Genomic DNA, 23,021 nt, shown 5'->3' on the forward strand with positions numbered 1-23,021 from the left:
CAAGAGGCGCAGAAATTCCAAGGGTCTCAAGGGCCTAGGCGCGCCTCCATGCGAGCAAGCTGAATAAGGATTGAATCATGCAAATCCAGGTCAACAGCAGCAACCATTTCGAAGGCAACGCCCGGCTCGATCAGTGGGTCCGCAGCACCCTGCAGAACTCGCTGGAACGTTACGAAGAAGACCTCACCCGCATCGAGGTTCACCTGCGCGACGAGAACGGCGCCAAGCCCGGACCGCATGACAAACGCTGCCAGATGGAGGCTCGCCCAAAAGGCCACCAACCGATTTCCGTGACCCACACCGCCACTTCGCTGGACCAGGCAGTCGACGGTGCCGCCACCAAGCTCACCCACGCGCTGGAACACTTCTACGGCAAGTTGCGCAGCAAGCGCGGCGCCCTGGAGCTGAGTGACCCAGACGCCTGATCGTCAAAGCAAAACGCCCGGCCTGAAGCCGGGCGTTTTTGTTTGTAGCGATCAACGGCACTGAACCAAGCCGCCGCGTTGCCAGTCAACCTCTGCACTCATCCACTGCAGAAGCACGACCATGGACAACCCGTTCGAAAAAATCAGTGCTGCATTCGCCCCCGAATACCGGGTCAACCTGAGCATCACAAACCTCGACGGCAGCATCATGCTGACCCTGTCCGACGACGCCGGCGTTGTCGCCAAGCGCCTCATCACCCAGGCCCAGCGCAACGACCCGGCGCGCCTGCAACGGGTGATCGACAGCATTCGCCTGGGCCTGGCCATCGAATTCAGTCAAAACCCCATGCAAGTGCTGGCCGCGCTAACCCGCGACGCTCGTCACGCGCCGCGCCACGTCGTTGCCAACTGAGGGCTACTTGCCCTCCTCCACTTCCTTGCCGTTGGCATCCAGCACCTTGGTCGAGGGGTAGCGATACGAAGCGTAGCGCACCACCAGAATCGAGAACGCCAGCAACAGGATGCCGCCGCACAGGTACAGCAGCCCTTCGTCCGGCGCCTTGTGGTGCGAGACATCGCCGATCAGCAGGCGAGTCAGCGCGGTAATGGCCACGTACAGCAGGAAGCGGATTGGCATGTGGTTGGTCTTGAAGTAAATGCCGACCATCGCCCCCAACTCCAGGTAGATGAACAGCAGCAGGATGTCATCGACACTGACCCCACCCTTGCCGAGCATGTCCAGGAAGGTGACCACCGCCGCATAGGCGGTAATCGCGCCAATGCCAAACAGCGCCAGGTAATGGAAGGCCTCGACGCACAGGTTACCCAGCGAGTCGGCCGAACCATGCAGGCCTTTGCGTAGCTTGTCTGCCCATTTGATGTTCACGATGTTCCATTCCCCGATACGTCTTTAAGGATGATGCGTCACCGGTGTGACGCTTGTGCCATGCAGTTAAAGGGCCAGGCCCTTGGCTTGGAAGGCGACCGATTGCCGCAAGGCACGTGTGGGCAGGCTGAAGAATCAGGTTGCGCGATGATGGCAATGCCATTACTGTATGCGCATACAGTAAACTGCAACACAAACAGCAAAAAAGGCATAGAGGTGATGAATGGCCGTCGAAGTGGTGTACCGCAGCAGCCGCGACCCGGAGCGCTTGTTCATGGATAAGGCCGAAGCAGACCGTCACGACAAGATGCTCGAACTGGCCGAGCGCCTGGCCGAAGTGCTGCACAAGGCGGTGCCGTCGCTGACTGAGCAGCAGGTTGAGGAAGCCGGTATCTACATGGCCAAGAACCGCGATGTGTTTGCCCGGGCGTTCAAGAGCCAGCCGGATGCGTTGGCCGAGTTGCTGGAAGGAGGTGCTGCCGAGTGAGATCGGCAGCGCCTGCTTCGCGGGCAAGCCCGCGAAGAGGCCAGTAACGCCAGCATCAGCATTCAGCCGTAGAGCAACCGCTCTGCCAACATCTGCGCCACCCGCGCCGGCGAACGCTTCTCCGCCTGGGCATGGCCGAACACTTCGGTCAGCCGTGACGGTATCCGCGCCAGGTGCGCGGTGATGGTGCCCAAATCCTCGCCACGATGGGTCAGCGCCACGTAGATCAACCCACCGGCATTGATCACGTAGTCAGGCGCATACAATATCCCGCGCGACTCCAGCTGGTCGGCCACCTGCAAGGTGGTCAGCTGGTTGTTCGCCGCCCCCGCCACCGCCGCGCAACGCAACTGCATCACGCTTTGCCCGTTCAGCACCGGCCCCACGCCGCAAGGGGCGAAGATGTCGCAAGGGGTGCTGATCAACGCATCGTTGGTTACAGGCTTGGCATCGAACTGCTCCATCGCCAGCCGCACACGTCCTGGGTCCAGGTCGCTGACCAGCAACTCCGCGCCCACTGCATGCAGTTGCTCCGCCAACGCAAAACCGACATTGCCCAAGCCCTGCACCGCCACTCGCAGGCCTCTGAGGTCATCACTGCCCAGCCGGAACGAGGTGGTGGCGCGAATACCCGCGAATACCCCCATCGCCGCATGTGGCGAGGGATCACCCGATGCGGTGGTACTGGTCACATGGGGTGTGCTCTGAGCAATGCAGTCCATGTCCAGGGTCGAGGTGCCGCTGTCCACGGCGATGATGAAGCGTCCGTGCAAGGTATCGATGAAGCGGCCAAAGGCCTCGAACAGTGCGGCGCGGTTTTCCACATGCGGGTTGCGCATGATCACCGCCTTGCCACCGCCCAGCGGCAAGCCCGCCAACGCCGCCTTGTAGCTCATGCCCTGGGCCAGGCGAATGGCATCGGTCATGGCGCTTTCGTCATCGGCATAAGGCAGGTACCGGCACCCGCCCATGGCCGGGCCCAGTTGCTCACTGTGGATCGCCACAACCGCTTTCAGACCCGTAGGCGGGTCGTTGAACAGGTGCAAGGACTGGGTACGGGTGCTTTGCATCAGAGCGAACATCGACAGGCCCCCCATGAGGTGCTCCCTCCAGTATAGGCACCGCCCTGAAGCTGGTGCCGCCGCCGGACCACTGGACGAAACCCCGCGCCACGGCTAATACTCAAGCGTGTGTGGAGAAGCCCCATGAAGCCACGTCAAGCCTGCCTGGCCTGCCTGGAACGCGAGCCTGTCGCCCTGCTGGAAGCCGCATTGTGGATTGCCGCCGAGCACGACCGGAGTGTCGAGCCCGCAGCCAGCCTTGCCGTGCTGCAAGACCTGCAGCGCGATATCAGCACCCACCTGCCGATGCTGCCACTGTGCGAACTGGCCCAGCCGCTGCTGCGCCAGCTCAATGCGCTGGGCTTCCAGCAGGATGAGTACCACCCCCTGCGCCCGCAGGCGGCGATGATGGACAAAGTGCTGCAACGCCGCCGTGGCCAACCGCTGACCCTGGCCATACTCGCCCTGGAACTGGCCGGGCGCCTGTCCATTCCGCTGGAAGGTGTGGGCTTTCCTGGCCATTTCCTGCTGCGTGTACCGGGTGCCGACCACCTGCTCGATCCCTGCGGTGGCCGGCGCCTGTACCCCAACGATTGCCGTGAGCTGCTGGCCCGCCAGTTCGGGCCGCATGTTGCGCTGACGGCCGAGCACATGCGCAGTGCCACCCCGCTGCAGATGCTGCAACGCCTGTCACGCAACCTGCGCCAGCTGCACATCAGCAACGACAACCACCTGGCGGCGTTGATCGATGCCGAACGGGTCATGCAGTTGGGGCCGGTGCAGGTCAGTGACTACATGACCCGCGCCTCGTTGTACCAGCACCTGGATTGCCCACAGGCCGAGCGCTTCGACCTGGAGCATGCGCTGCTACTGACTGAAGATCCGGCCCAGCGCCTGAAGCTGTCCGAACGCATCGGCAAGCTTCCGGCGGCGAACCGTTCGCTTCACTGAGCCGGGCTGTCCGGCTGCTGGGCGGGGTGGGCCTGGGTGAACGCCGGATGCCCGGCGGCCATTGCGGCAACCCGCAGGATACGCGGGAAGCTGCTCAGGTCGATGTTGAAGCGTTCGGCGGCATACAGCTGCGGGATCAAGTACACATCCGCCAGCCCCGGTCGATCACCGAAACAGAAGCCTTGATCACCAATCAGTTGCTCCACTGCCGCCAACCCTTGGCTGATCCAGTGGCCGATCCATTGATTGACCTGCCCCTCGTCCTGCCCGGCCTGGCGCAGCCGGTTGAGCACGCTCACGTTGTGCAGCGGGTGGATGTCGCAGCCAATGATTGCCGCTACACCACGCACCTTGGCACGCGCCTCGGCCGTGGCCGGCAGCAACGCGGGCTGTGGATAAAGCTCTTCCAGGTACTCGATGATTGCCGGTGACTGCACCAGCAATTCACCGCCATCGGTGCGCAAGGCCGGTACGCGGCCCTGCGGGTTGATGGCGACATAGTCCGCCCCACGCTGCTCACCCTGCAGCAGGTTGACCGGCAGGGACTGGTAAGCCAGCCCCTTCAGTGCCAGGGCAATGCGCACCCGGTAGGACGAGGTGGAACGGTAATAGGTGTACAGCTCCATGCCCGCCCCTCCTCAGTTGGCCGCGATGACCGTGCCACGGCATTCGCCGAAGCCGATGCTGGCCACGCCGTCGCGCGTGCAGCGGGCACGCAGGATGATTTCGTCACCGTCTTCGAGGAACTTGCGCACCTCGCCGCTGGCCAGTTCCACCGGCAGCTTGCCGCCCTCGGTGATCTCCAGCAGGCTGCCGAACGACCCCGGCGTGGCCCCCGACAAGGTGCCCGAACCGAACAGGTCGCCTGGTTGCAGCTGGCAGCCGTTGACGCTGTGGTGCGCCACCAGCTGCGCCACGGTCCAGTACATGCTGCGGGTGTTGCTCAGGGTCAGGCGGTGTGGAGCAACGCCCTGCTCACGCATGCGCTGGGTCAGCAGCAGCACTTCAAGCTCGATATCGTAGGCACCGGCGGCCTGGTCGCGCTTGTCCAGCAGGTACGACAGTGGCTGCGGGTCGCCTTCCGGGCGCGCCGGCTGGGCGCAGCGGAACGGCTCCAGCGCCTCGGCAGTGACCACCCAGGGGGAAATGGTGGTGATGAAGCTCTTGGACAGGAACGGCCCCAGTGGCTGGTATTCCCAGGCCTGGATATCGCGCGCCGACCAGTCGTTGAGCAGGCACAAGCCGGCCACATGCTCGGCGGCGTCGCCTACCGGGATCGCCTGGCCCATGTCATTGCCCTGGCCAATCCAGATGCCCAGCTCCAGTTCGTAGTCCAGGCGTGCGCAAGGGCCGAAGCTCGGCTCGGTGTGCCCGGCCGGCAAGGTCTGGCCCTTGGGCCGGCGCACATCGGTGCCCGATGGGCGGATGGTGGAGGCGCGGCCGTGATAACCGATCGGCACGTACTTGTAGTTGGGCAGCAGCGGATTATCGGGGCGGAACAGCTTGCCCACGTTCTTGGCGTGCTCGATGCCGACGTAGAAGTCGGTGTAGTCACCGATCTGCGCGGGCACATGCAGTTGGCAGTCGCTGGCCGGAATCAGCGCCGGCGTCAATGCCGACTGGTGTTCGCTGTGCTCGCCAAGCAGGGCCTGCAAACGCTCGCGCAGGGCCACACGGGCGCTGCGGCCCAAGGCGAAGAATGCATTCAGCGCGCCACCGCGGGTGGCTTCGACGGCAGCCTTGGCAGCACCGTCGAACAGGCCGGCGGCCAGCACCGCTTCCAGGTCGAGGATCGCGTCACCGATGGCCACGCCACAGCGTTTGGCTTCACCCGGCCGGCTGAAAATACCCATCGGCAGGTTCTGCAGCGGAAAGTCGCTGTGCCCGTTGGCGTGCTCGACCCAGCTACGGGCATTGGCAGTGTGGTTCATGGGTTATCTCCGGTTCGGGTTGAAGGTGCTCGGCAAGGTGGCCCAGCAACTATCGTAGTCGGCCTGCAATTGCGGGCATTCAAGGGCTTGCTGGCTCGGGCGCAGCACTTGGCTGGTCTCGAACATGAAAGCCATGGTGTTGTCGATCTTGTGCGGCGCCAGGTCGGCGGCAATGGCCTTTTCGCAGGTTTCGGCGTCGGGGCCATGGGCGCTCATCACCCCGTGCAACGAGGCGCCACCCGGCAGGAAGCCTTCGGCCTTGGCATCGTAGGCACCGTTGATCAGGCCCATGAACTCGTTCATCAGGTTGCGGTGGAACCATGGCGGACGGAAGGTGTTCTCGGCCACCATCCAGCGTGGCGGGAAGATCACGAAGTCCATGTTGGCCAGGCCATGTACGCTGGTCGGCGAAGTCAGCACGGTGAAGATCGACGGGTCCGGGTGGTCGAAGCTGACGGTACCGATGGTGTTGAAGCGGCGCAGGTCGTATTTGTAAGGCACGTTGCTGCCGTGCCAGGCCACCACATCCAGCGGCGAATGTTGCAGTTCGCAAGCCCAGTGCTCGCCCAGGAACTTCTGCACCAGTTGCACTGGCCCTTCGGCCTCTTCGTAGTGCGCCACCGGAGTGAGAAAGTCACGCGGGTTGGCCAGGCCATTGCTGCCGATCGGGCCCAGGTCCGGGATGCGCAGCGGCGCCCCATGGTTTTCGGCGATGTAGCCGCGGGCCTGGCCATCGAGCAGTTCGACACGGAACTTCATGCCGCGTGGAATCACCGCGATCTCCAGCGGTTCAACTTCCATCACGCCCAGTTCGGTGGCAATGCGCAGGCGGCCCATTTCCGGCACCAGCAGCAGTTCACCGTCGGCGTTGAAGAAAACACGCTCCATGGAACGGTTGGCGCGGTAGATGTAGATACTCACACCGGCCGGTTTTTCCGCCGCCGCGTTGGCCACCATCGGCAGCCAGCCCTCGATGAAGTCGGTCGGTTCGGCAGGGATCGGCTGCGGGCTCCAGCGCAGGCGGTTGGGGTTGATCCCACCCAACGGCCCGCTCAACGGCTGGCGCGCCAGGCGCTCGAAACGTGGGTGCAGTGCAGACGGGCGAATACGATAAAGCCAGGTACGGCGTAGCTCACTGCGGGCCATGGTGAACGCCGTGCCCGAGAGCAATTCGGCATACAGCCCATAGGGCGCCTTCTGCGGCGAGTTCTGCCCGACCGGCAAAGCCCCTGGCAGTGCTTCGCTGGCAAATTCGTTGCCGAAGCCGCTGAGGTAGTGAAGGTCGGGTGAGGTGTCGCGATTCATCGATGCCTCCGGGCTCTGGCCGAGCCGTTGCGGGCAGCTGGCTGCTGGCCCGGTGTGGGGTGGCAGCGCGTCTGCATTGTTTTTATCGTAATCAGATTACGAATAACGTAATTTGCCCCGCGCTTGGCGTCAAGCTATAAAGGCCCGACTTGAAGAATCCGGAAGCAGATGCCCATGACCAAAGCCAGCTCCCCCGCCGACAACGGCAAGCAGAAAGTCCGCTCGGCGGAGGTCGGCACCGACATCCTGAAGGCGCTTGCAGAGCTCTCCCCTTCCACGTCGCTGTCACGCCTGGCGGAACATGTGCAAATGCCGGCGAGCAAGGTGCACCGTTACCTGCAGGCGTTGATTGCCAGTGGTTTTGCGGAGCAGGACAGCGCCACCAACCACTACGGTTTGGGTCGCGAAGCATTGCGGGTGGGGTTGGCGGCGCTGGGCAGCATCGATGTGTTGAAGATTGCCGCCCTGCCGCTGTCGCAATTGCGCGATGAACTGAACGAGAGCTGCTTCATTGCCGTGTGGGGTAACCAGGGCGCGACCGTGGTCAGCATTGAACCGGCAGTGCGCGCGGTCACCGTGGTCACACAAATCGGCTCGGTGCTACCGCTGCTTACATCCTCTACCGGCCTGGTGTTCGCCGCCTATCTGCCCGAGCGCGAGACCGTGGACTTGCGCGACCGCGAGCTGGCCGCCCTGCAACACACTGCAGAAGACTACCAGGCAGTCTTGGCCGGCATTCGCGACCGTGGGTTGCACCATGTGCACGGCCTGCTGATGCCAGGTGTGGATGCGTTGTCGGCACCGGTGTTCAATGCCTTGGGGCAGGTTGTGGCCGTGATGACCGTGGTCGGGCCAACGTCGATTTTTCATGCCGACGAACATGGGCCGGCGGCGCAAAGGCTGCTGGCGGCTGCGCGCGAGACCAGCTGGCGCATGGGCTATTCACCGGCCGCGTGAGCGCCTGCAGCACTATTGCCCGATACGTAAAGGTGAATGTCATAAGCCGCTATTTTTCCCACAGGATCAAGCGCTTATTCTTAACTCACTGGCCGGCATGAAGGGCTCTTCCCCCCCGCCTTTCAGGTCTGCGAGGTTCACCGACGTAGATTTTGAAGCTCCTTGATCTAACGTCTCGATTGGCCGCTGTGGCTTGCAGCGGCCTTTTTTTTGCCCCGAAAGAACCTGCGCTCTCGCTGGCTGATGCGCTCCCACAAAGTGCCCAGCAAGCGCTCTAGAGTGGGTACTTCTGCAGGTTCGCCATCATCTGCTGCAGCGCCTGCAAGCTGTCCTGCGGGTGCACGGCCCCGTCAAAGTCGCCAATCCTTGCCCAGTTTTCCGCCACCTGCTCCGGGGTAAAGCCTTCGCGCGGATCAAAGCCTACCCCCAGGCTGCGCTCCCAGCGCACTTTGCCCACCCAGCCGCCACCCACCTCGAACAATTCGCCCGTACCCTGGCACTGCTCACTGCCCAGGTACACCACCAGCGGGCTGACCAGTTCCGGCTTGAGCCGCTCGAAGACCTGAGGCGGGATCAGCCCTTCGGTCATGCGGGTGCCGCCGGTAGGGGCGATGGCGTTCACCAGAATGCCGTGCTTGCGCCCTTCGATTGCCAAAGTGCGGGTCAGCCCATACAAGCCTAGCTTGGCCATACCGTAGTTGGCCTGGCCGAAGTTGCCGTAGATGCCAGAGGTAGAAGCGGTGAAGATCACCCGCCCCCAGTTCTGTTCGCGCAGGTGTGGCCAGGCGGCGCGGGTGACCTTGAAGGCCCCTTCCACATGCACCTGATAAACCTGCTCCCAGTCGCTGTCGTCCATCTTGTGGAACGTCTTGTCACGCAGGATGCCGGCATTGTTCACCAGCACATCGACCCGGCCGAAGCTGTCGAGGGCCTGCTCGACGATACGCGCGCCCTGGCTGACCGAGTCATGGTTGGCGATGGCGGTGCCACCGGCGGCCCGGATCTCCTCCACCACCCGGTCGGCGGCCGAAGCGCTGGCACCTTCACCGTGGGTAGAGCCGCCGAGGTCGTTGACCACGACCCTGGCACCCCGCGCGGCGAACAGCAGCGCATGGGCGCGGCCCAGCCCACCGCCGGCTCCGGTGACGATCACCACGCGATCTTGCAGACGGACAGGCTCGCTCATGCTCATGGCTCCAGGCAGGTTCAGGTCAGCCAAGTGTCCGCCGCCAACGGCAGGCGGACAATCAAGCTCACGCAGGCTGAATGCCTGGCAATAACGCAGGGCGATGAGGCCCGGTCAGGACCACGCCACTTTCTGTGGGTAATAGCTCAGCCGCTGTTCACGAAAAGCCAGGTAGTGGCGCAGGACCTGCACAGGCGCCTCGGTGTGCGGGTAATGGCCGATGCCCTGCAACTGCACGGTATCCGGCTCCGGCACCAGTTGCCGATAACGCTCCAGCATGTGCCCGCCGGAAAGTGGGTCAACCACGCCATTGATGAAGCGCAGGGGTACGCCTTTGCGCTGCATCGCCCCGACCCAGCGTTCGCGATGCAACCTGCGCTCGGGGATATAGCTCACCAGCTTGTGCAGGATGCGCGTGCCCCGGTTGGCGGCGATCAGGCTCCAAAAATCATCCAGGGCACTTTCGCTGGGGTGGGTGCAGGGGCCGTAGACCTGGGTCACGTTGCGCACCAGGTCGTCACGCCCGAACGAGCGCCCGACCAGCCAGCCGAACCGGCTAAGCAGCAGTTTCTGGATCAGCAGCATGCGGCAGCTTTCGGGGAACAGCCCACTGTTGAGGAACACGCAGCTGGCTATCTCGGCACGCTGTTCGTGGTGCCGCGCCAGCAGTTCCTGGGCCACGCTGCCGCCGTAGTCATGGGCCAACAGGTGTACCGGCTGGTCGACCTGCAGATGGCCGAGCAATGCCTGCTGCAGGTCGGCTTGCTCCATCAGGCTGTACGCGTGGTCGACCGGCTTGGCCGAGTCGCCAAAACCGAGCATGTCGCAAGCGATCACCCGAAAGCGTTGGGTCAAAGGCCCCCACAAGTAGTGCCAGTCCCAGCTGGCCGTGGGGAAGCCGTGTAACAGAAGCAGGGGCTCTCCTTGCCCTGCGGTCCAGTAGCGGATGCTCTGGCCCCGGAAGTTGAAGCTTTGTCCCCGGGTACGCCAGACGCACAATGGAATTTCGGCCATAGGCATCAGAAGTAACCCGGTGAAGTGATAGGGACGGGATAGGGCAAGGCTGCGGTCATTGCATGTCACCTCGGCACATACATGTGCTCTCTATGTCGAGGCAAAGTCTAGCCAGCAGCCCACTGGCTGGAACTTGCGTTGCCAGCCAGCTTGATGACTGTGCGAGTCAGTGGCACGAACGGTCAGAGCAACAGGGCCAGCAACGGTGCCGCGAACAGGTTCAGCAAGCCGGTCAGCACCATGACCAGGCCGGCCACCGAGCCTTCCTCGCGGCCCACCTCCTGTGCCCGGCTGACCCCGGCGCCATGCGCACCGACACCAAACAACGCACCCCGTGCCAGCGGCGTGCGCAACGGCAACCAACGCAGTAGCGCGCCGCCGAACATGGCGCCGAGTACACCGGTGAACATCACGAACACCGCTGTCAGCTCTGGTACGCCCCCCAGGTCATGGGCCAACGGCATGGCAAACGGTGTGGTAATCGAACGCGGCACCAGCGACAGGCTGGTCGCGCTGTCCAGCGCCAGCAGGTGCGCCAGCCCCCAGGAACTGGCGATCGAAGCACTGCTGCCGGCGACCATGCCCACCATCAGCGCCGGCCAATGGCGCGCCAGCATCGCCCGCTGCTGCCAGATGGGCACCGCGAAGGCGACGGTCACCGGGCCAAGCACGCTCATCAACCAATGGGTATTGCGCGCATATTCGGCATACGCGGTGTGCAGCGGCACCGCCAGCAACAGCACCGGTACCAGGATCAACGGCGACAGCAGGTAGCGCCCGCTGCGCCGGTACAGCCAGCGGCTGCCCAGGTAGGCCAGCAAGGTCAGGGCCAGCCAGAACAGCGGCATGGGTTCAAGGCTCATGGCGCAACCTCCAGCGGCACACCAGTTCTACGGTGAGCGCGGTCACCACCATCACCATCAGCGTGCTCACGGCGATCACCAGCAAGATGCGCCAGCCCTCCTCACGGATCAACGAGCCGTAGTCCAGCAGGCTCATCAACGCCGGAATGAAGAACAGCAGCATCTCGGCCATCAGCCAGCCGGCGCCGAGTTGCAGCATGGCCGGCTTGAGCACACCGGACGCGAACAGTATCAGCAACAGTGCCAGGCCCATCACACCACCTGGGATCGGCCAACCCAACCAGGTCGCAAGCTGGCCGCCCAGCAGAAACAAGGCACAAAGAATCGCCAGCTCGACAAGCAGGCGCAGGGCTTTTTTCAACAATGCGGGTTTCATGACGGGGGTTCCTCGACAGGCCCTCATTTTAAGATTTGGCTGCCTAGGCCAGAAGCGAATTGTTAGACTGATAGCCATTCCAGAATGGAATTCAGAGCATGGAATTCAAACAGCTGCGCAGCTTTATCGAAGTGGTCCACCGCGGTGGTTTTACCCAGGCCGCGCAAACCCTGCACATCAGTCAATCGGCCGTGAGCAAGCAGGTGGCGCAGCTGGAGCAAGATGTGGGCCAGCCGCTGCTGGAACGCCAGGCCTCCCAGCTGCACCTGACAGCGGCCGGGCACATTGTGCTGGAGCGCGGCGAAGCCCTGCTGCGCCAACGCCAGGCGCTGCTCAACGAACTGGACGACCTCAACCAGATGGAGCGTGGCGAACTACGCCTGGGTCTGCCGATGTTGGGCAGTGACGCCTTGTTCGCCGGGCTTTTTGCCGAATACCGGCGACGTCACCCAAACATCGCGATCCAGTTGCTGGAGGGCGGTAGCCGCAGTGTCGAACAGGCGGTCAAGAGTGGCGAGCTGGAACTGGGTGGTAGCCTGACACCCAGCGATGAGACGTTCGACTACCAGCCGTTCTGCAACGAGCCAATGGATGCCCTGCTGCCGGCGGGGCATCCATTGGCGAGCCTGGACGGGGTGGACCTGGGGCAACTGGCCGATACGCCGTTCCTGTTGTATCAACGCAGTTTCGTGCTCAACGACCGGCTGCTGAAGGCGTGCCAGCAACAGGGCTTTACCCCGAAGGAAGGCGGCCGCAGTGGCCAGGCAGACTTTTTGGCGGCGTTGGTGGCGGCAGGCCAGGGTGTGGTGTTGCTGCCCCGAGTGGTGGCAAAAGCGCTGGAGCGCCCCGGGGTGGTGCGTTTGCCGCTCCGTTCGCCGGGGGATTTACGCTGGGACATCGCCTTTATCTGGCGACGTGGGGCCTACCTGTCACGGGCGGCGCAGGCGTGGTTGGCATTGTTGCGCGAACCTCACGCCTGACGCGCTTTTTTATGCGGCCTTAGGGTCAGGCTTTCAGTGCGATTGCCAATTCAGCCAACCACGGTTCGGCATCCGCCTCCGGGGTCACCGTCTCGCTGGCGTCCAGGCGCAGCATTGGCTGCACCTCACGCACACCCAATTCGGCAAACAGCTCGCGCATCTGCTCGCCACCGCCGCAATAGGTATCACCGTAGCTGGAGTCACCCAGTGCAATCACCGCCCCCGGCAGACCACGCCAGGCCGCAGGCAAGGTATCGCGAAGGGTGCTGTACAGCGGCATGAGGTTGTCCGGCAGTTCGCCCATGCCGGTGGTCGAGGTCACGGCCAGCAAGGCGTCGGGGGCAAAACCTTCAAGATCCTGCTGGGTGGCACGTGCCGCATGCCAGGCCTCCAGGCCCGCTGCCTTGAGCAGCGTTTCAGCGTGACGGGCGACTTCTTCGGCGGTGCCATAGACCGATCCGGAAATAATGGCGACTTTCATCGGGTAGAGGATTCCGAAACTGAGTGAAAACGTAGGATACTAGCATCCAGCGCTGGCAAAAGGCCGCCTCTACCAAAGTCGCCGTCCTCAGCCCCTCCTTGCCCAATGGCCCGAACATGATCAATGCGCAATTGCTGCAATCGATGGTCGATGCGTCCAATGACGGGATCGTGGTTGCCGAACAGGAAGGCGACGACACCATCCTGATCTACGTGAACGCCGCCTTCGAACGCCTGACCGGCTACAGCCGCGATGAAATCCTCTATCAGGATTGCCGCTTTCTGCAGGCTGACGACCGTGACCAGCTTGGCCGCGCACGTATCCGCAGGGCCTTGGCCGAAGGCCGCCCCTGTCGCGAAGTGCTGCGCAACTACCGCAAGGATGGCAGCGCCTTCTGGAACGAGCTGTCGATTACCCCGGTAAGGCACGCCGCTGACCAGCGCACCTACTTCATCGGTATCCAGAAAGACGTCAGCCGCCAGGTCGAACTGGAACGGCAACTGGCGGAACTGTGCGCTCGTCCGAAACCCGACGAACGCGCTTGAACCAAGTACGCCATGCACGGTCAATCCCGATGAAGAAATCGCCACCACCGAGTTCGATCATGCAAGCAGACGTGCTCCTGACCCAGGACGAGCTGGATTTCATCCAGAACATGCAACATTCGCCGCATTTGAACGTGGCCGACTCCATGTCGAGCCTGCTGGTCAATGGCGACCGCCGCATACAGAGCCTGCTTACCCGGCTGGTGGCGAACGAACAGGTTACCTTGCAGGCCCAGTTCAACAACCAACAGATCAGCTTCCCCCTGCAATTGGTAGAAGACGAGTTCCACGCCCTGCACCTGCAACTGGGTTCACCGGAAATCTACGAAGACGGCCCCATGCTGCGCCCTTGGCGCCTGTCGATGGAGCAGCCGAGCGCACTGCTCGATGCCCATGACGAGATCAGCGGTCTGTGGGTACGTGATATTTCCTTCAAAGGTGTGCTGCTGGAAGTCCGTGACCTGCCCTCGCCACCCGCACGCTTCGAACTGCGCTTCGCCCCCGGCGGCATCAGCCCGATCGAACTGCACGGCGTACTGGGCCGGCGTATTGGCCCGGACCTGGCGGCTTATGACCTCAGCCAAAGCCCGCCCGAAGAAATCGAGCGTCTGCGCGACTACATCCTCCAGGCCCACCCCGACCTGCACACTCAGGTATCTAGCTGACCTGCCAGAAACTGCCGCAACCGCTGGCGCATGACACTACCCTGCGCTCCCAGGCAGGCGATAGCACTGCCAGCCAGGCTGGCCTGTGCCACTTCCGCCGCCTCACCGGCCAGTAACAACGGGCAGTCCAATACCGCCGCCAGGCGAGCCAGGTGCCGAGTGAGCTCTGCGGTAAGCGGCTGATGGGAAAACAGCACCAGGGCATCCGGCTTCAGGCGCTCGCAAACCAGCGCCAACTCCTGCAGTGGCTGCCCGTTCGCCAACGGGGTCACACCTGTTTCGTCGCTGCCCAGGATCAAGCTGGTGACCAGCAGCTCGAGCTCATGGCACTGCCCCGGTAATGGCGCCAACAGCACGGTGCGGCTACGCGGCACATGGGCAAGCTGCAAGCGAGCGAAGACCCGGCCGCGCAGGAACTGGTCAAAGAACAGCCATTCACTGGCCTGCCCATAGCCGCCCTGGCGGACTGCCATGTCGTGCCACACAGGCATGAACACTTCGCTGAAAACCTGGTCCAGGGTGCTGGCGGCAAACACCTCCTGGAAAAGCAGATCAAGGCCCGCCACGTCGAAACGCTGCACCGCCAGGCGGATCTGGTGCTGCCAGCGTAGCCAGGCGTCCGTCGCATCACCGGCCTGGCCGGCAAGGGCATGGCCACGCGCAAGAATACTGCCCACTTTGCTGATTGCCACACCGCGCTCCAGCCACCCGAGGATACGGCGGATCTCATCGATATCGGCCTGGGAATACAGGCGGTGGCCACTGTCGGTACGGATTGGCTGGATCAGGCCATAACGACGCTCCCAGGCCCGCAGGGTCACAGCGTTGACACCGGTCAGACGGGAAACTTCACGAATTGGAAACAGCTCCTGCTGTTCAAAACTCGCATCGATCACTGGATTACGTCCCTGTTCGTTCATCTGCAAGGGGTACCCTGCGTGCGGAAGTTGAACAGGTATTCTACTACGACGGCGCGAGTCGCAGGGTGCAACCGTTTGCCGCCCGGGGTTTGCCGAATATTGCAGATACGCGATAATCCGTGCCCGATTCTTGCATGCACGCCTGTGTTGCCCACCACCCCGGGCCACACAGCCAAAGGGGCCAGCTACCCGCCAGCCCCGTTGCCAGGAGATACACGATGTCTACCCCACCCGTCACCCTGATGGTGTCTCGCCGCGCCGCCCATGGCCGCTACCAGGACTTGCTGGCCTGGTTGCATGAAGGCGAGCAGCTGGCCACCGACTTTCCCGGCTACCTTGGCTCGGGCATCCTTGCGCCGCCCCGCGATGGCGACGAATTCCAGATCATCTTTCGCTTCAGCGACGAGCCGACCCTGCATGCCTGGGAGCACTCCGCCTCGCGCCGGGCCTGGTTGCAACGCGGCAACGGCCTGTTCGAACGCCCCAAAGAGGCGCGCGTAAGTGGTATCGACGACTGGTTTGGCACCAACATGGTGCAAAAACCACCCCGTTGGAAACAGGCTGTGGCGATCTGGCTGGCATTCTTCCCGGTCTCGTTGCTGTTCAACCTGCTATTCGGCCACTGGTTGGCAGCGTTGGACCTGGTGCCCCGGGTACTGCTCAGCACCTTGGCGCTGACACCCGTGATGGTCTACCTGTTCATCCCCCTGTCCACCCGCCTGCTGGCCGGTTGGCTGCATGCCACCCCAACGCCCTCTGGCGCCCTGCGCAGCCGCTGAGGGCAGGCCATACAATAGGGAAACAGTTCGGGTATGCTGGGGGCAACCAAAGGACAGACAAGTTGACCGCCCGAACATGAACAGCCCCATTCTCGTTACCGGAGCCAGCCAGCGCGTCGGGCTGGCCTTGGCCCTTGAACTGGCACAGGCCGGCCATACGGTGGTCAGTGCCAGCCGCAGTGTCCAGCCACAGACGGCCCACCCGAACATCGTGCAGTTCCAGGCCGACCTGTGCCAGGCGGCCGACCGCCAGGCCCTGATCGATCACCTGCACAGCCATTACGACGGCCTGCGGGCCATCATCCACAATGCCTCGCTGTGGCTGGATGACGGGCTCGACAACCTCGAAACCATGTTCCGCCTGCACGTCGAAGCGCCCTACCACCTCAACCTGGCCCTGGGCGACCTGCTGGCCAAGGTGGACAAGGCCGACATCATCCACATCTGCGACGAAACGTCCTCACGCGGCAGCAAGAGCCACATCGGCTACGCCGCCACCAAGGCCGCGCTGCAGAACATGGTGCTGTCGTTCGCCGAAAAATATGCGCCCAAGGTGCATGTGAACGGTATCCTGCCCGGGCTGCTGATCCTCAAGGAAGGGGGCGATGAAGCCTACCGCCAGCAAACCCTGAAAAAGGCCTTGCTGGAATTCGAACCCGGCGCCGGCCCGCTGGTCGAGACCGTCAAGTACCTGCTCGCCAGCCAGTACAGCACCGGCAGCCAGGTGGTCATCAACGGTGGCCGCCACCTGAAAAACCGCATGACTTGAGAGAAGCCCATGACCCCACAGCAACAGCTCGAACTCGAAGCCGCCGCGTTCCGGCGCTTGGTCGAACACCTGCAAAAGCGCACCGACGTGCAGAACATCGACCTGATGAACCTGTCCGGTTTCTGCCGCAACTGCCTGTCCAAGTGGTACAAGGCCGCAGCGGACGAGCGCCAGCTCGACCTGAGCCTGGATGACGCCCGCGAAGCGGTGTACGGCATGCCCTACGCCGACTGGAAAGCCCAACACCAGAAAGAAGCCAGCGCCGAACAACAAGCGGCGTTCGAAAAAGGAAAACCTCGTGACTGATCTGAACACCCTGCGCGCCAGCCTGGCCAGCGGCCAGCATGTATTTGCCGATACCCTGGCGTTCATTGCCGACCACTACAGCTACCAGCCTCAGGCCTTCAACAATGGTGGCGTGGAAAATGCCGCTGGGCAGAACGAAGGTTCGTGCAAGACTTTGGGCCTGGCACTGCTGGAAGGGCTGAGCGACCAGGAAGCGCTGCTGGCCTTTGGCGAGCACTACCGGGATGTGCTGGCCACGCCTGAGGGCAGTGACCATGGCAATATCCGTGCGCTGATCCAGCATGGACTGGCTGGGGTGAAGTTTGCTGCGCAGCCTCTGGCGCGCAAGGGCTGAGACAGCCGGGGCCGCGATGCGGCCCCAAAATTTTGAGCCCACCATCAATCCATGATGGTGCCAGGCCCTCCTTCTTCCAGCCCTCCCTGCTGCAACCACTGCAAGGCCACCGGCCACAGGCTTTCGCGAAAGCGGTCATGGAAGAACGCGAAGTGGCCAATTTCCTCGACCGAGATATCCACAGGCGCGATGCGCAGGTGCCGGGCACCCTGTATATAACTCAGCAAACGCTCGGTGGCCGCGACGGTGCCGAAGGGGTCATCGGTCAGGCTGATGGCCAAGGTTGCTGCCCGCACCTGGGCGAACGGCGGTGTTTTCAGTTCACGGCCGCTGGGCCGGTGTTCGTAACGCGGGGTTCGTGTGGTCCAGTCGTGCACCACGCCAGATGGCGTATCCTCCAGCCAACCCAGTCGCTTGCCGGGGAAGTAACCGAATACCCGAGTCAACAGCGGCATAACCACATGCCATTTTCCAAACAGCTGCCAGCGCTGCTCAGCCGCATAATCGCGCCAATAGGCGAACTGCGCGCCCACCATCACCACCCGGCGCACCCGGCTGGCAGATGGCGCCAGGCCCACTGCGCAGCCGCCGAAACTGTGCCCCACCACATCCACCGGCTGGCCAGGGAAATGCGCTGCAGCATGCGCCAGCATGGCTTCGAAATCGAGCCTGCCCCAGTCGCTCCATGAAGCCTGAAAACCGCGCAACGAAGCCGGGCGGGATTCGCCGATGCCCCGGTAATCGTAGGTCAGCACATCGCAGCCCTGGGCAAACAGGAAGTCGGCAAAACGTGAGTAATAGCGGCAGCGTACCGAAGTGGCAGCGTTGATGATCACCAGCGGGCGCTGGGGGTCTGGCTGGGCGTGGCGCCAGCAGAAACCGCCGAGGCTGTAACCGTCGGCTGCGGGGTGGCGAAAGGCTGTGGCGGGTTGGGTGAGGCTGCTCATGGCGCATTCCCTGTTGTTGTGCGCCAAAGCTAGCAAAGATTTTATAGCCTGTACCGGCCCGTTCGCAGGTGAACCCACGAACGGCCCGGTACAGGCTATCGCCGATTACAGCTCGACGCAGTCGAACTTCACATCGGTAGCCACGTCTTCGTCGTAGTTGACGTCAGCACGCTCGAAGCCGAACAGGTTGAGGAACTGCTTCTTGTAACCGGCATAGTCGGTCAGCTCGAACAGGTTCTCGGTGGTCACCTGTGGCCACAGGGCCTTGCAGGCGCTCTGCACGTCGTCACGCAGTTCCCAGTCGTCCAGACGCAGGCGGCCCTTCTCGTCGACTTCGGCCGGCGCACCGTCGGCACGGTACATGCGGTCGCGGTACATGCGGTCCAGCTGGTCCTGGGTGCCTTCGTGAACGCCCTTCTCCTGCATGATCTTGAAGACCATCGACAGGTACAGCGGCATCACCGGGATGGCCGAGCTGGCCTGGGTGACCACCGACTTCAGCACCGCCACGTTGGCGCCACCCTTGAGTTCGCCGGCCAGTTTCTGGTCCAGGCGCAGGGCGGTTTCGTCCAGATCCTGCTTGGCCTGGCCCAGCGCCCCGTGCCAGTAGATCGGCCAGGTAATGTCGCTGCCGATGTAGCTGAAGGCTACGGTACGAGCACCTTCGGCCAGCACGTCGGCGCCCGCCAGGGCGTCGATCCACAGCTGCCAGTCCTGGCCGCCCATGACGGTGACGGTGTCGGCGATTTCCTGCTCGGTGGCCGGCTCGATGCTGGCCTCGATGATGGTGTCCTTGTTGGTGTCGATGGCGGTCGACTTGTACGGTTGGCCAATTGGCTTCAGTGCCGAACGCACCAGTTCACCGGTCTGCGGCAGCTTGCGCACAGGCGAAGCCAGCGAGTAGATGACCAGGTCAACCTTGCCACCCATTTCGTTCTTGATCAGTTCGATGACTTTGGTACGGGCCTCGTCAGAGAAGGCGTCACCGTTGATCGACTTGCTGTACAGGCCCTCGGCCTTGGCAAACTTGTCGAAGGCAGCGGCGTTGTACCAACCAGCAGTGCCGGCCTTGGTTTCGGTGCCTGGTTTCTCGAAGAACACGCCCAGGGTGTCGGCCTTGAAGCCGAACGCTGCGGTGATGCGGGCCGCCAGGCCATAGCCGCTGGAAGCACCGATGACCAGGACCTTCTTCGGGCCATCCTCGCGCACGCCCAGCTTGCGGGTGGCTTCGATCTGGTCACGGACGTTGAGCTCGCAGCCCTTCGGGTGAGTCGTGGTGCAGATGAAACCGCGAACCTTAGGATGAATGATGGCCAATGTCTGTACCTCGTCAGGTTTATGCCGGGGAAGCGCCGTTTGAGGCGATTCCGATTGATCAGAGGGTGAGACTACCCCCGCAGGTTATCCGACACATATTACGGGGTGATCATGGGGATGCAAAACCGGGGTTCTTCTATCCCGGCATCTTCGAGGGTAAATCCGCTCCCACAGAGACCGCGCCGCCCACAAGGTCTGTGCAATACTTGTGGGAGCGGCTTTAGCTGCGAAAAGGCCGGCACCGGCATACTCAATCGCGGCGCCGACGGCGCCCGGTAATCATCGACCAAGGCAGGTTTTCCCGCAGGCGCACGCTCTCGTAAACGGCCGCCAGCACATGCACGCAAACCAGCACCAGCACGGCATCGGCCAACCCGCTGTGCAGATCAGTCGGCCAGTCCTCGCCCCACAAGGCATCCACCTCCTGCGACGCCCATCCGGTCAGGACCAGGCCGACAATGCCGGTCAGCATCAGCAACATCACCAAGGCGCCAATCGGCGAATGCCCCAGGCGATGACAAGGCTCCCCCCGCAGCAGCTTGCGGGCATGCCCCGCCAGACGCGACGGGGTTGGCCAGAAGTCAGCCCAGCGCGCGCTACGTGGCCCGACAAAGCCCCACACCAGGCGCAACACCACGCAGGCCAATGCGTAGTAGCCCAGCCACTGGTGCCAGTCGTCACCTTCTTCGTTGAAAAAGTAATCAGCGAAGAACACACCGGCGATCGAGAGATGGCACAGCCGCAGGAGCGGGTCCCACAGCTGCACCGTGCCGTTGCTGTTCAATCGTGGTACTCGGACTTGACCGCCTTGCCGGTCACCGGGTCATGGTAGATCTCGACCTTGCGGCCGTCCTTGTCGAAACCGTAGATCTCGTAGCAGTTGCCCTCGGTCACCTTGAACTTGTTGATCTTGTAGCCCTGTTCCTTGAGCTGCGCCTGGAATTTTTCCTGGTCTTGCCAGGTGCTTTTGTCAGCGGTGGTGCATTGGGTGGCGGCGAATGCTGTGCTGCTGCCGATCAGGATAAACAGGGCTATCAGGATGCGCATGGGAATGAGCTCCATTCAGTTGGGTGAAAACAGCACGGGAAACAGCTTAGTTGGATAGCGCGCCTGGTGCTCATTGATTTGCTTTTCACATCAATCAGAAAGAAAAACAAACTTAACAAATAAGCCAAAGCCACCGATGCTTGGGCATTACGCCCATCGCACGGAGAACAACAACATGAACGACGTGGTCATTGTCGCCGCAACCCGTACCGCCATCGGCAGCTTCCAGGGCGCCCTGGCTACGGTGCCTGCGGTCGACCTCGGTGCCGCCGTGATCAAGCGCCTGCTGGAACAGACCGGGCTGGACCCGGCGCAGGTCGACGAAGTGATCCTTGGCCAGGTACTCACCGCAGGTGCCGGGCAGAACCCGGCGCGCCAAGCCGCGATCAAGGCTGGCCTGCCCTACAGTGTTCCGGCACTGACCCTGAACAAGGTCTGCGGCTCGGGCCTCAAGGCCCTGCACCTGGGGGCCCAGGCCATTCGCTGCGGTGACGCCGAGGTGGTGATTGCCGGCGGCCAGGAAAACATGAGCCTTGCCCCTTACGTGATGCCTTCGGCACGTACCGGCCAGCGCATGGGCCATGGCCAGCTGATCGACAGCATGATCACCGACGGCTTGTGGGATGCCTTCAACGACTACCACATGGGGATCACCGCCGAGAACCTTGTGGACACGTACAGCCTGAGCCGAGAGCAGCAGGACGCCTTTGCCGCAGAATCGCAGCGCAAGGCGGTGGCGGCTATCGAGGCCGGGCGTTTCGATGACGAAATCACGCCGATCGTGATGCCGCAGAAAAAGGGTGAGCCCAAAGTGTTTGCGCGCGACGAACAGCCACGCCCGGACACCACTGCTGAATCCCTGGCCAAACTGCGCCCGGCTTTCAAGAAAGACGGCAGCGTCACTGCGGGCAACGCCTCCAGCCTGAACGACGGGGCAGCCGCCGTGCTGCTGATGAGCGCCGCCAAGGCCAAGGCCCTTGGACTGCCGGTACTGGCGAAGATCGCAGCCTATGCCAGTGCCGGCGTAGACCCTGCAATCATGGGTATCGGGCCGGTTTCCGCGACTCAGCGTTGCCTGGAAAAGGCCGGCTGGCAGTTGGCCGAACTGGACCTGATCGAAGCCAACGAAGCCTTTGCCGCACAGGCGCTGGCGGTGGGCAAGGCACTGGAATGGGATGCGGCACGGGTCAACGTGAATGGCGGGGCGATTGCGTTGGGCCACCCGATTGGTGCATCCGGCTGCCGGGTGCTGGTGACCCTGTTGCACGAGATGATCAAGCGGGATGCGAAGAAAGGCCTGGCCACCTTGTGCATTGGCGGTGGGCAAGGGGTGGCGCTGGCGATCGAACGTTGATCACAGCCTGAGTTGAACAGGCCCTTGCTGGCGCCGACTACCAGAACTCTCATCGCATCACTCCCTGTCGATTTGAATCGGAGTACATTCTAGGGGGATTGAGGATCAAGCGGCGATAGCGACCTGTTTCAGCGCGTTATTCAGGGCCCTGACCAGTACAGCCACTTCCTGGCACTTCTGCACAGCCAGGTCCAATGGGCTGTGCAGCAACGCGCAAGATGGCGCCACCCACAGCCGCTCACCCAGACGCTCGTGGGCATCGCGCAGCAGGTCCAAGGTCTTTTCCAGGTCGCACGGCGAAGCATTGCGGCCGTCGACCAGGCCCAGCGACAGCACCTTGTAGGCCGGCAGGCGGTCGAGCATGGCGGTGTACTGGTCGGGCGCCTGCACCAGGTCGATGTGCAAGCCATCGACCGGCAGGTTCGCGGCCAGGCCAAGGTTGCCTTCAAGGCCACCCGCGTAAGTGGCGATCAACTTCTTCAAAGGTGCGCGCTGAAGAATGTTGTAGGCGCGCTCGTAGGCGTTTTTCCAATCTTGCGGCAACTCAAGGGCGAGGATCGGTTCGTCGATCTGCACCCATTCAACGCCCAGGGCAGCCAGGCGGTTGAGAGCTTGGTCATACAGTGGCAGCAGGCTGTCGAGCAGCTCCAGCTTGTCGACATCACCGGCCTTGGCTTTGGCCTGCCACAGGTAGCTCAACGGGCCCAGCAACACCGGCTTGACCGCATGGCCAAGGGCTGTGGCTTGGGCTACTGCCTCGAAAAGCTGTTCCCAGTTCGGGGCAAACTGCTGGTGGTCACCGGCCAACACCTGGCCATACCAGGCAATGTCGCCGACTGGCAGCAGTTCAATGCCGGCGTCTTTCTGCACCTGCCACAGCTCATGGTCGCAGCCGGTGTGTGGAAAGCCCAGGTTGTGTGCCAGTGCCATGTCTTGTCCCTTCAGCATGCATAAATGATTGAGGGGATTTTCCGGTTCGCGGACCGCTGAGACAAACTCATTAAATTTGAGATGAACACAAGATTTCTTCATGATCATGTTCATGTCTCAATCAGAGCACCATCCTGCGCATCCGGACATGACCCGGTCCGCCTTGTGCCGCACAATGGCACCCTGACCACACCAGGTACCCGGC

At 62.8% G+C, this 23,021-nt stretch carries 29 protein-coding genes; 13 read left to right on the plus strand and 16 right to left on the minus strand.

Annotated features, from left to right (window positions below; genetic code table 11):
- Positions 1-77: 77 nt before the first annotated feature.
- Together B9A31_RS14335 and B9A31_RS14340 are read left to right on the plus strand one after the other, a co-directional pair.
- A complete protein-coding gene (locus B9A31_RS14335; protein WP_016713489.1) occupies positions 78-425 on the plus strand; it encodes an HPF/RaiA family ribosome-associated protein in 348 nt (115 codons plus the stop codon).
- Positions 426-546: 121 nt separating this feature from the next.
- The gene (locus B9A31_RS14340) at positions 547-837 is read left to right on the plus strand and encodes a DUF3509 domain-containing protein (protein WP_025753990.1); all 291 of its coding nucleotides are present in this window, start codon (positions 547-549) and stop codon (positions 835-837) included.
- Between the two features lie 3 nt (positions 838-840).
- On the opposite strand, the gene B9A31_RS14345 is transcribed toward B9A31_RS14340, so the two are convergent.
- The gene (locus tag B9A31_RS14345; RefSeq protein WP_016713487.1) at positions 841-1,311 is read right to left on the minus strand and encodes a phosphate-starvation-inducible protein PsiE; all 471 of its coding nucleotides are present in this window, start codon (positions 1,309-1,311) and stop codon (positions 841-843) included.
- A 223-nt stretch (positions 1,312-1,534) separates the two neighbouring features.
- Between B9A31_RS14345 and B9A31_RS14350 the strand changes: the two genes are divergently transcribed.
- On the plus strand, positions 1,535-1,798 hold the full coding sequence (locus tag B9A31_RS14350) for a YebG family protein (RefSeq protein WP_016489064.1): 264 nt from the start codon (positions 1,535-1,537) through the stop codon (positions 1,796-1,798).
- Between the two features lie 62 nt (positions 1,799-1,860).
- On the opposite strand, the gene B9A31_RS14355 is transcribed toward B9A31_RS14350, so the two are convergent.
- On the minus strand, positions 1,861-2,880 hold the full coding sequence (locus B9A31_RS14355) for a Leu/Phe/Val dehydrogenase (protein WP_025753991.1): 1,020 nt from the start codon (positions 2,878-2,880) through the stop codon (positions 1,861-1,863).
- Positions 2,881-3,003: 123 nt separating this feature from the next.
- Between B9A31_RS14355 and B9A31_RS14360 the strand changes: the two genes are divergently transcribed.
- Positions 3,004-3,810 (plus strand): SirB1 family protein, encoded by an 807-nt coding sequence (locus B9A31_RS14360; protein WP_019098835.1) that lies wholly within the window; start codon positions 3,004-3,006, stop codon positions 3,808-3,810.
- On the opposite strand, the gene maiA is transcribed toward B9A31_RS14360, so the two are convergent.
- Genes maiA through hmgA form a run of 3 tightly spaced genes read right to left on the minus strand, consistent with a single transcriptional unit; the run spans position 3,804 to position 7,046 of the window.
- Positions 3,804-4,436, minus strand: a complete 633-nt coding sequence (gene maiA / locus B9A31_RS14365) for a maleylacetoacetate isomerase (RefSeq protein WP_019098834.1) — start codon at positions 4,434-4,436, stop codon at positions 3,804-3,806. The two genes, B9A31_RS14360 and maiA, sit on opposite strands and share 7 nt — an antisense overlap.
- Before the next feature lie 12 nt (positions 4,437-4,448).
- Entirely contained in the window at positions 4,449-5,741 is a 1,293-nt protein-coding gene (fahA, locus tag B9A31_RS14370; RefSeq protein ID WP_019098833.1) for a fumarylacetoacetase, read from the minus strand.
- Between the two features lie 3 nt (positions 5,742-5,744).
- On the minus strand, positions 5,745-7,046 hold the full coding sequence (gene hmgA / locus B9A31_RS14375; protein WP_019098832.1) for a homogentisate 1,2-dioxygenase: 1,302 nt from the start codon (positions 7,044-7,046) through the stop codon (positions 5,745-5,747).
- A 174-nt stretch (positions 7,047-7,220) separates the two neighbouring features.
- Between hmgA and B9A31_RS14380 the strand changes: the two genes are divergently transcribed.
- On the plus strand, positions 7,221-8,003 hold the full coding sequence (locus B9A31_RS14380; protein ID WP_016713480.1) for an IclR family transcriptional regulator: 783 nt from the start codon (positions 7,221-7,223) through the stop codon (positions 8,001-8,003).
- A 274-nt stretch (positions 8,004-8,277) separates the two neighbouring features.
- Here B9A31_RS14380 and B9A31_RS14385 read toward each other — a convergent pair whose 3' ends face one another.
- The 4 genes from B9A31_RS14385 to B9A31_RS14400 all read right to left on the minus strand — a co-directional run bounded on the left by B9A31_RS14385 (position 8,278) and on the right by B9A31_RS14400 (position 11,442).
- Complete coding sequence (locus tag B9A31_RS14385; protein WP_016713479.1) at positions 8,278-9,189, minus strand: SDR family oxidoreductase; 912 nt, start codon at positions 9,187-9,189, stop codon at positions 8,278-8,280.
- 114 nt (positions 9,190-9,303) lie between these two features.
- Positions 9,304-10,209, minus strand: coding sequence for an alpha/beta fold hydrolase (locus tag B9A31_RS14390; protein WP_019098831.1), 906 nt, complete (start codon positions 10,207-10,209; stop codon positions 9,304-9,306).
- A gap of 176 nt (positions 10,210-10,385) precedes the next feature.
- Positions 10,386-11,066: an LrgB family protein gene (locus B9A31_RS14395; RefSeq protein WP_084297085.1), complete on the minus strand. Its 681-nt coding sequence runs from the start codon at positions 11,064-11,066 to the stop codon at positions 10,386-10,388.
- A complete protein-coding gene (locus B9A31_RS14400) occupies positions 11,056-11,442 on the minus strand; it encodes a CidA/LrgA family protein (protein WP_016713476.1) in 387 nt (128 codons plus the stop codon). Before B9A31_RS14400 ends, B9A31_RS14395 begins: the two co-directional genes overlap by 11 nt.
- Before the next feature lie 98 nt (positions 11,443-11,540).
- On the opposite strand from B9A31_RS14400, the gene B9A31_RS14405 reads away from it, so the two are divergent.
- Entirely contained in the window at positions 11,541-12,422 is an 882-nt protein-coding gene (locus B9A31_RS14405) for a LysR family transcriptional regulator (RefSeq protein ID WP_019098829.1), read from the plus strand.
- 25 nt (positions 12,423-12,447) lie between these two features.
- Here B9A31_RS14405 and B9A31_RS14410 read toward each other — a convergent pair whose 3' ends face one another.
- Positions 12,448-12,903, minus strand: coding sequence for a flavodoxin (locus tag B9A31_RS14410; RefSeq protein WP_019098828.1), 456 nt, complete (start codon positions 12,901-12,903; stop codon positions 12,448-12,450).
- 116 nt (positions 12,904-13,019) lie between these two features.
- Between B9A31_RS14410 and B9A31_RS14415 the strand changes: the two genes are divergently transcribed.
- Together B9A31_RS14415 and B9A31_RS14420 are read left to right on the plus strand one after the other, a co-directional pair.
- Positions 13,020-13,448 carry a PAS domain S-box protein gene (locus B9A31_RS14415; protein ID WP_016713473.1) on the plus strand — a complete coding sequence of 143 codons (429 nt, stop codon included), beginning with the start codon at positions 13,020-13,022 and terminating at the stop codon, positions 13,446-13,448.
- A 59-nt stretch (positions 13,449-13,507) separates the two neighbouring features.
- Positions 13,508-14,113, plus strand: a complete 606-nt coding sequence (locus B9A31_RS14420) for a hypothetical protein (RefSeq protein ID WP_025753992.1) — start codon at positions 13,508-13,510, stop codon at positions 14,111-14,113.
- On the opposite strand, the gene B9A31_RS14425 is transcribed toward B9A31_RS14420, so the two are convergent.
- Complete coding sequence (locus B9A31_RS14425) at positions 14,098-15,033, minus strand: MerR family transcriptional regulator (protein ID WP_016713471.1); 936 nt, start codon at positions 15,031-15,033, stop codon at positions 14,098-14,100. The two genes, B9A31_RS14420 and B9A31_RS14425, sit on opposite strands and share 16 nt — an antisense overlap.
- 218 nt (positions 15,034-15,251) lie before the next feature.
- Between B9A31_RS14425 and B9A31_RS14430 the strand changes: the two genes are divergently transcribed.
- The 4 genes from B9A31_RS14430 (at position 15,252) to B9A31_RS14445 (ending at position 17,221) form a co-directional block, all read left to right on the plus strand.
- Complete coding sequence (locus tag B9A31_RS14430) at positions 15,252-15,812, plus strand: antibiotic biosynthesis monooxygenase (RefSeq protein ID WP_019098826.1); 561 nt, start codon at positions 15,252-15,254, stop codon at positions 15,810-15,812.
- A 76-nt stretch (positions 15,813-15,888) separates the two neighbouring features.
- Entirely contained in the window at positions 15,889-16,581 is a 693-nt protein-coding gene (gene folM, locus B9A31_RS14435) for a dihydromonapterin reductase (protein WP_025753993.1), read from the plus strand.
- A 9-nt stretch (positions 16,582-16,590) separates the two neighbouring features.
- On the plus strand, positions 16,591-16,887 hold the full coding sequence (locus B9A31_RS14440; protein WP_019098825.1) for a DUF1244 domain-containing protein: 297 nt from the start codon (positions 16,591-16,593) through the stop codon (positions 16,885-16,887).
- Positions 16,880-17,221, plus strand: a complete 342-nt coding sequence (locus B9A31_RS14445) for a HopJ type III effector protein (RefSeq protein ID WP_019098824.1) — start codon at positions 16,880-16,882, stop codon at positions 17,219-17,221. The genes B9A31_RS14440 and B9A31_RS14445 overlap by 8 nt, the downstream gene beginning before the upstream one ends.
- Positions 17,222-17,265: 44 nt before the next feature.
- On the opposite strand, the gene B9A31_RS14450 is transcribed toward B9A31_RS14445, so the two are convergent.
- From B9A31_RS14450 to B9A31_RS14465, 4 genes are all read right to left on the minus strand, one after another.
- Positions 17,266-18,168, minus strand: a complete 903-nt coding sequence (locus tag B9A31_RS14450; RefSeq protein ID WP_019098823.1) for an alpha/beta hydrolase family protein — start codon at positions 18,166-18,168, stop codon at positions 17,266-17,268.
- A gap of 105 nt (positions 18,169-18,273) precedes the next feature.
- Positions 18,274-19,485: an enoyl-ACP reductase FabV gene (fabV, locus tag B9A31_RS14455; RefSeq protein ID WP_019098822.1), complete on the minus strand. Its 1,212-nt coding sequence runs from the start codon at positions 19,483-19,485 to the stop codon at positions 18,274-18,276.
- Positions 19,486-19,735: 250 nt separating this feature from the next.
- Positions 19,736-20,269, minus strand: a complete 534-nt coding sequence (locus tag B9A31_RS14460; protein ID WP_019098821.1) for a cytochrome b/b6 domain-containing protein — start codon at positions 20,267-20,269, stop codon at positions 19,736-19,738.
- Complete coding sequence (locus B9A31_RS14465; protein ID WP_016713464.1) at positions 20,266-20,532, minus strand: PepSY domain-containing protein; 267 nt, start codon at positions 20,530-20,532, stop codon at positions 20,266-20,268. Before B9A31_RS14465 ends, B9A31_RS14460 begins: the two co-directional genes overlap by 4 nt.
- A 175-nt stretch (positions 20,533-20,707) precedes the next feature.
- Between B9A31_RS14465 and B9A31_RS14470 the strand changes: the two genes are divergently transcribed.
- Positions 20,708-21,886, plus strand: coding sequence for an acetyl-CoA C-acetyltransferase (locus tag B9A31_RS14470; RefSeq protein WP_019098820.1), 1,179 nt, complete (start codon positions 20,708-20,710; stop codon positions 21,884-21,886).
- Positions 21,887-21,991: 105 nt separating this feature from the next.
- On the opposite strand, the gene B9A31_RS14475 is transcribed toward B9A31_RS14470, so the two are convergent.
- Positions 21,992-22,816: a 5-methyltetrahydropteroyltriglutamate--homocysteine methyltransferase gene (locus B9A31_RS14475; protein WP_019098819.1), complete on the minus strand. Its 825-nt coding sequence runs from the start codon at positions 22,814-22,816 to the stop codon at positions 21,992-21,994.
- Between the last annotated feature and the right edge of the window lie 205 nt (positions 22,817-23,021).

It is taken from the genome of Pseudomonas sp. URIL14HWK12:I5 (assembly GCF_900176445.1).
GTDB lineage: Bacteria > Pseudomonadota > Gammaproteobacteria > Pseudomonadales > Pseudomonadaceae > Aquipseudomonas > Aquipseudomonas monteilii.

Coding starts and splice junctions, on each gene's coding strand:
- B9A31_RS14335 (WP_016713489.1), top strand. CDS start 78: ATGCAAATCCAGGTCAACAGCAGCAACCATTTCGAAGGCAACGCCCGG.
- B9A31_RS14340 (WP_025753990.1), top strand. CDS start 547: ATGGACAACCCGTTCGAAAAAATCAGTGCTGCATTCGCCCCCGAATAC.
- B9A31_RS14350 (WP_016489064.1), top strand. CDS start 1,535: ATGGCCGTCGAAGTGGTGTACCGCAGCAGCCGCGACCCGGAGCGCTTG.
- B9A31_RS14355 (WP_025753991.1), bottom strand. CDS start 2,880: ATGTTCGCTCTGATGCAAAGCACCCGTACCCAGTCCTTGCACCTGTTC.
- B9A31_RS14360 (WP_019098835.1), top strand. CDS start 3,004: ATGAAGCCACGTCAAGCCTGCCTGGCCTGCCTGGAACGCGAGCCTGTC.
- maiA (WP_019098834.1), bottom strand. CDS start 4,436: ATGGAGCTGTACACCTATTACCGTTCCACCTCGTCCTACCGGGTGCGC.
- fahA (WP_019098833.1), bottom strand. CDS start 5,741: ATGAACCACACTGCCAATGCCCGTAGCTGGGTCGAGCACGCCAACGGG.
- hmgA (WP_019098832.1), bottom strand. CDS start 7,046: ATGAATCGCGACACCTCACCCGACCTTCACTACCTCAGCGGCTTCGGC.
- B9A31_RS14380 (WP_016713480.1), top strand. CDS start 7,221: ATGACCAAAGCCAGCTCCCCCGCCGACAACGGCAAGCAGAAAGTCCGC.
- B9A31_RS14385 (WP_016713479.1), bottom strand. CDS start 9,189: ATGAGCGAGCCTGTCCGTCTGCAAGATCGCGTGGTGATCGTCACCGGA.
- B9A31_RS14390 (WP_019098831.1), bottom strand. CDS start 10,209: ATGCCTATGGCCGAAATTCCATTGTGCGTCTGGCGTACCCGGGGACAA.
- B9A31_RS14395 (WP_084297085.1), bottom strand. CDS start 11,066: ATGAGCCTTGAACCCATGCCGCTGTTCTGGCTGGCCCTGACCTTGCTG.
- B9A31_RS14400 (WP_016713476.1), bottom strand. CDS start 11,442: ATGAAACCCGCATTGTTGAAAAAAGCCCTGCGCCTGCTTGTCGAGCTG.
- B9A31_RS14405 (WP_019098829.1), top strand. CDS start 11,541: ATGGAATTCAAACAGCTGCGCAGCTTTATCGAAGTGGTCCACCGCGGT.
- B9A31_RS14410 (WP_019098828.1), bottom strand. CDS start 12,903: ATGAAAGTCGCCATTATTTCCGGATCGGTCTATGGCACCGCCGAAGAA.
- B9A31_RS14415 (WP_016713473.1), top strand. CDS start 13,020: ATGATCAATGCGCAATTGCTGCAATCGATGGTCGATGCGTCCAATGAC.
- B9A31_RS14420 (WP_025753992.1), top strand. CDS start 13,508: ATGCAAGCAGACGTGCTCCTGACCCAGGACGAGCTGGATTTCATCCAG.
- B9A31_RS14425 (WP_016713471.1), bottom strand. CDS start 15,033: ATGAACGAACAGGGACGTAATCCAGTGATCGATGCGAGTTTTGAACAG.
- B9A31_RS14430 (WP_019098826.1), top strand. CDS start 15,252: ATGTCTACCCCACCCGTCACCCTGATGGTGTCTCGCCGCGCCGCCCAT.
- folM (WP_025753993.1), top strand. CDS start 15,889: ATGAACAGCCCCATTCTCGTTACCGGAGCCAGCCAGCGCGTCGGGCTG.
- B9A31_RS14440 (WP_019098825.1), top strand. CDS start 16,591: ATGACCCCACAGCAACAGCTCGAACTCGAAGCCGCCGCGTTCCGGCGC.
- B9A31_RS14450 (WP_019098823.1), bottom strand. CDS start 18,168: ATGAGCAGCCTCACCCAACCCGCCACAGCCTTTCGCCACCCCGCAGCC.
- B9A31_RS14465 (WP_016713464.1), bottom strand. CDS start 20,532: ATGCGCATCCTGATAGCCCTGTTTATCCTGATCGGCAGCAGCACAGCA.
- B9A31_RS14470 (WP_019098820.1), top strand. CDS start 20,708: ATGAACGACGTGGTCATTGTCGCCGCAACCCGTACCGCCATCGGCAGC.
- B9A31_RS14475 (WP_019098819.1), bottom strand. CDS start 22,816: ATGGCACTGGCACACAACCTGGGCTTTCCACACACCGGCTGCGACCAT.